The organism is Pseudostreptobacillus hongkongensis (assembly GCF_001559795.1).
In the GTDB taxonomy this organism is placed as follows: domain Bacteria; phylum Fusobacteriota; class Fusobacteriia; order Fusobacteriales; family Leptotrichiaceae; genus Pseudostreptobacillus; species Pseudostreptobacillus hongkongensis.
The window spans coordinates 1-4,800 of the sequence record NZ_LOHY01000129.1; the positions used below are offsets into that span (position 1 = coordinate 1).

The following is a 4,800-nucleotide window of genomic DNA, read 5'->3' on the forward strand; positions in this document are numbered from 1 at the left end:
GGAATGAGAAAAATAGAAAATATTAAAGAAAATAAAATGAATTTAAGCTATTATGAAGATGGAATTAAAAGATATTATGAGTTTGAAATAACAAAAGACTATACATTAGCTAATCCTGTAGAAAATGGAGATTGGGTAAAATTTTATGAAACAGGAGAAATAGAAGTAAGGGTTAGAAAAGAAGGGAACTTATCAAATTCTTCAACAGTATACTATATAAATGGTGATAAAGAAGAAAGAATGTATTCGGATGGGGAAAATTATACATCTAAATATGTTAAATTTAAATAATAAGTGTGTAAAGCAAATAGTTATGCTAATACTACTAAGAAAGGACAATCAAAAAAATAATGAAAGCTATAAAAGTTATATTTACTATGTTAATTTTATTTACTCTTTTTATTATTGTAGGGTGTAGAATTAGTGGAGGGGTATATAAAGGTATAATGATAGAAAGATATAAGAAAGAAGATAATGTAATTTTGAGATCTAGAGACTTTAAAGTAACAAATTATTGGGATGCTGCTGGTAATACAGGTTATAGAGTTGAGTATGTTGGTAATAAGAAATTAAGATCAAACTATTTTACAGTTGATTATCAAATGGTAGTTGATGCAGATTCATTACCAGGAGGTATTTATGAAATAGGTGAAAAAGAATATATAATAAATAACTTACTGTAAGATAAATCAAAAGGTAATAATTTTGAAAAAATAGATAAGTATATACAAGATAATAAAGAAAGAATATTTAAAATATTTTTAGAAGAAGATTGGCAATATGGGGTAGATATAAAAATAAAATTAAATATATTGGGAAGTATTGATTTTTATAAAAAGAAAGAAGAATTCTATGATTTTGAAGGTCAAAATATAAAGATAGTGGATAATGCTATAGAAGAAATAGAAACCTTTAATTCAAATTATTATAATTTAAGATATAAACGTGAAAAGTTATTTTTTAATAAATTAATTAAATTTGAAAATATAAATTGGGATAAATATATGAGTTATATGGGGGATTATCCTATTTTAAGGATAGTTGTATTTGTAGATCAAGGAGATGACTCACCTATGATGTATGAAATAACTGTAGATGATCCCAAAGAAAAAGTAGAGAAATTAAAAGAATTTTACAAAGAATTAGAACAATTCTATAATACAGATACATTTAGATTTGTAATAAGAGATTCAGAATTGTTTTAATATTTAATATAAAGAAACATTCACCTTTGCAATAAGGTAGAAAAGAGTAGTTTTGAAAATATAAGTTTATATACATCATTAAACTATGATAAAGAGTTAAAATGGTTATTTAATTTGAAATACAATATGTTCTAGAAGAAAGTTTTTGGCTTTCTTCTTTTTTTGAAAAAATTTTTAAATTTTATTTTTTATTTTTTCTAATCTATATTTCAAAAAAATATTGACAAAAGCACTAAAATAGTATATACTCATTAGGTACAGCAAAGAGCTGTGGTTGGATATATGTTTAAATTATTGTTGTTTCCTTACAGGAAATATCTTTTTGTTTGCATTTTTTGCTAGAACGTCAATGTGCACACGAGGGAATATAGATTGTATAACGGAATGGACCCACAATGATTTGACTATATAATAAAAATATAAATAAAGTTTGGGAGGAGGAAATATGCCTACAATTAATCAGTTAGTAAGATTTGGTAGAAGCAAAACTGAAAAGAAAAAGAAATCACCTGCATTGAAAGGTAATCCACAAAAAAGAGGAGTTTGTGTAAGAGTATATACTACAACACCTAAAAAACCTAACTCAGCGTTAAGAAAAGTTGCAAGGGTTAAATTAGTAAACGGAATAGAAGTTACAGCATACATTCCAGGAATAGGACATAACTTACAAGAACACTCTATAGTATTATTAAGAGGGGGAAGAACAAAGGATTTACCAGGGGTAAGATATAAGGTAATCAGAGGAGCTTTAGATACTGCAGGAGTAGTTAACAGAAAACAAGCAAGATCAAGATATGGTACTAAGAGACCTAAATAAATATAAATCATAAGGATAAGGAGGCAATCGTGTCAAGAAGAAATCAAGCTAAAAAAAGAGATGTTTTACCTGATTCTAAATTTAATGATGTAATCGTAACTAAATTTATCAATGGATTAATGTTAGATGGTAAAAAATCAGTTGCTGAAAACATTTTCTATTCAGCATTAGAAGAAATCGAAAAAGAAACAAATGAATCAGGATATGAAATATTCAAAAAAGCAATGGAAAACGTAAAACCTTCAGTAGAAGTTAGATCAAGAAGAATTGGAGGGGCTACATACCAAGTTCCAGTAGAAGTTAGAAAAGAAAGACAACAAACTTTAGCTATTAGATGGATAGTTAAATATACAAGAGAAAGAAAAGAATACGGAATGATTCTTAAATTGAAAAAAGAATTAATTGCAGCTGCTAATAATGAAGGTGGATCAATTAAGAAAAAAGACGATACATATAAAATGGCAGAAGCGAATAGAGCATTCGCTCATTACAAATGGTAGGAGGATATGATGGCAAGGAAAGTTGCGTTAAAAGATACTAGAAATATAGGTATCATGGCACATATAGATGCTGGTAAAACTACAACAACTGAAAGAATATTATTCTACACTGGTGTTAACCATAAAATAGGAGAAGTTCATGATGGAGCTGCAACTATGGACTGGATGGAACAAGAGCAAGAAAGAGGTATTACAATTACTTCAGCTGCAACAACTTGTTTCTGGAAAGGTCACAGAATTAACATCATCGATACTCCAGGTCACGTTGACTTTACAGTAGAGGTTGAAAGATCTTTAAGAGTATTAGATGGAGCTGTAGCAGTATTCTCAGCTGTTGATGGGGTTCAACCACAATCAGAAACAGTTTGGAGACAAGCAGATAAATATAACGTTCCAAGATTAGCATTCTTTAATAAGATGGATAGAGTTGGAGCAGACTTTGAAATGTGTGTAAACGACATTAAAAATAAATTAGGTGGAAATGGTGTACCTATTCAATTACCAATAGGAGCTGAAGATAACTTCGAAGGTATTATTGATTTAATTGAAATGAAAGAGTACATATTCACTGATGCAATGGGTGCAGATTACAGTGTTGTAGAAATCAGAGAATCTTTAAGAGAAGAAGCTGAAGCTGCAAGAACTCACTTAATCGATTCTATTGTTGAAACAGATGATGAATTAATGGAAAAATACTTTGCTGGGGAAGAAATCTCAGTTGAAGAAATTAAGAGAGGATTAAGAATAGCTACTATAGCTGGAACTGTAGTACCTGTTACTTGTGGTACTGCGTTTAAAAACAAAGGTATCCAACCCCTATTAGATGCTATAGTTGCATATATGCCTTCACCTGTTGATATAGAAGAAGTTAAAGGTATAGATCCTAAAACTGATGCTGAAATTTCAAGAAAACCATCTGATGATGAGAAATTCGCAGCATTAGCATTTAAGATAGTATCAGATCCATTCGTAGGAAGATTATCATTCTTCAGAGTTTATTCAGGAGTATTAGAAAAAGGTTCTTATGTATTAAACTCTACTAAAGATAAGAAAGAAAGAATGGGAAGATTACTTCAAATGCACGCTAATAAGAGAGAAGAAATTGATATAGTTTATTCAGGAGATATAGCTGCAGCAGTTGGGTTAAAAGATACAACTACTGGAGATACTTTATGTGCTGAAGATGCACCAATTATCTTAGAAAAAATGGAATTCCCAGATACAGTTATATCAGTTGCAGTTGAACCAAAAACTAAAGCTGACCAAGAAAAAATGGGAACTGCGTTATCTAAACTTGCAGAAGAAGATCCAACATTCAAAGTTACATCTGACCAAGAAACAGGACAAACTATCATAGCAGGAATGGGAGAATTACACTTAGAAATTATCGTAGACCGTATGAAGAGAGAGTTCAAAGTAGAAGCAAACGTTGGTAAACCACAAGTTGCTTATAGAGAAACTATACTTGGTTCATCTGATGTTGAAGAAAAATATGCTAAACAATCTGGAGGACGTGGACAATATGGACATGTTAAAATCAGAGTTGAAGCAAATGATGGTAAAGGATATGAATTCATTAATGAAATCACAGGAGGGGCAATTCCTAGAGAATACATACCTGCTGTTGATAAGGGTATAAAAGAAGCATTAGAAACTGGAGTTTTAGCAGGATATCCTGTTCAAGACGTTAAAGTTACTCTATATGATGGAAGTTACCACGAAGTGGATTCATCAGAAATGGCGTTCAAGATTGCAGGATCAATGGCTATGAAAAAAGCATTACGTGCGGCTAATCCTGTATTATTAGAACCAATATTTAAATTAGAAATTACAACACCTGAAGAATACATGGGAGACGTTATAGGAGATTTAAACTCTAGACGTGGAATAGTATCAGGAATGAATGATAGAAATAATGCTAAGATCATAAACGGAGGAGTACCATTATCAGAAATGTTTGGTTACGCAACTGATTTAAGATCTAAGACACAAGGAAGAGCGACTTACTCAATGGAATTTGAAAAATATCAACAAACTCCAAAAGCAATATCTGAAAAAGTAATCGCAGAAAGAACAGGAAAATAGTTTAGTAAAGGAGAAATGAAATGGCAAAACAAAAGTTTGAAAGAAGCAAACCACACGTAAACGTTGGAACAATAGGACACGTAGACCACGGGAAGACAACAACAACAGCAGCGATATCAAAAGTATTAGCAGCGAAAGGATTAGCACAAAAAGTTGATTTTGAAAATATCGACCAAGCTCCAGAAGAAAGAGA

At 30.7% G+C, this 4,800-nt stretch carries 6 protein-coding genes and 1 pseudogene; all 7 read left to right on the forward strand.

What is annotated here, in order from left to right; genetic code table 11:
- Positions 1-291 (forward strand): annotated as a pseudogene (locus AYC59_RS07965) (hypothetical protein); the annotation flags it as partial.
- Positions 292-350: 59 nt separating this feature from the next.
- Positions 351-683 (forward strand): hypothetical protein, encoded by a 333-nt coding sequence (locus AYC59_RS06430; RefSeq protein WP_066896582.1) that lies wholly within the window; start codon positions 351-353, stop codon positions 681-683.
- Positions 684-812: 129 nt separating this feature from the next.
- Positions 813-1,205, forward strand: a complete 393-nt coding sequence (locus AYC59_RS06435) for a hypothetical protein (RefSeq protein ID WP_066896585.1) — start codon at positions 813-815, stop codon at positions 1,203-1,205.
- A gap of 445 nt (positions 1,206-1,650) precedes the next feature.
- On the forward strand, positions 1,651-2,022 hold the full coding sequence (gene rpsL / locus AYC59_RS06440; protein ID WP_066896588.1) for a 30S ribosomal protein S12: 372 nt from the start codon (positions 1,651-1,653) through the stop codon (positions 2,020-2,022).
- Between the two features lie 29 nt (positions 2,023-2,051).
- Positions 2,052-2,522 carry a 30S ribosomal protein S7 gene (gene rpsG / locus AYC59_RS06445; protein ID WP_066896591.1) on the forward strand — a complete coding sequence of 157 codons (471 nt, stop codon included), beginning with the start codon at positions 2,052-2,054 and terminating at the stop codon, positions 2,520-2,522.
- Between the two features lie 9 nt (positions 2,523-2,531).
- Entirely contained in the window at positions 2,532-4,607 is a 2,076-nt protein-coding gene (fusA, locus tag AYC59_RS06450) for an elongation factor G (protein WP_066896594.1), read from the forward strand.
- A gap of 20 nt (positions 4,608-4,627) precedes the next feature.
- A partial coding sequence (locus AYC59_RS07615) for a GTP-binding protein (RefSeq protein ID WP_245620684.1) occupies positions 4,628-4,800 on the forward strand: 173 nt, incomplete at its 3' end.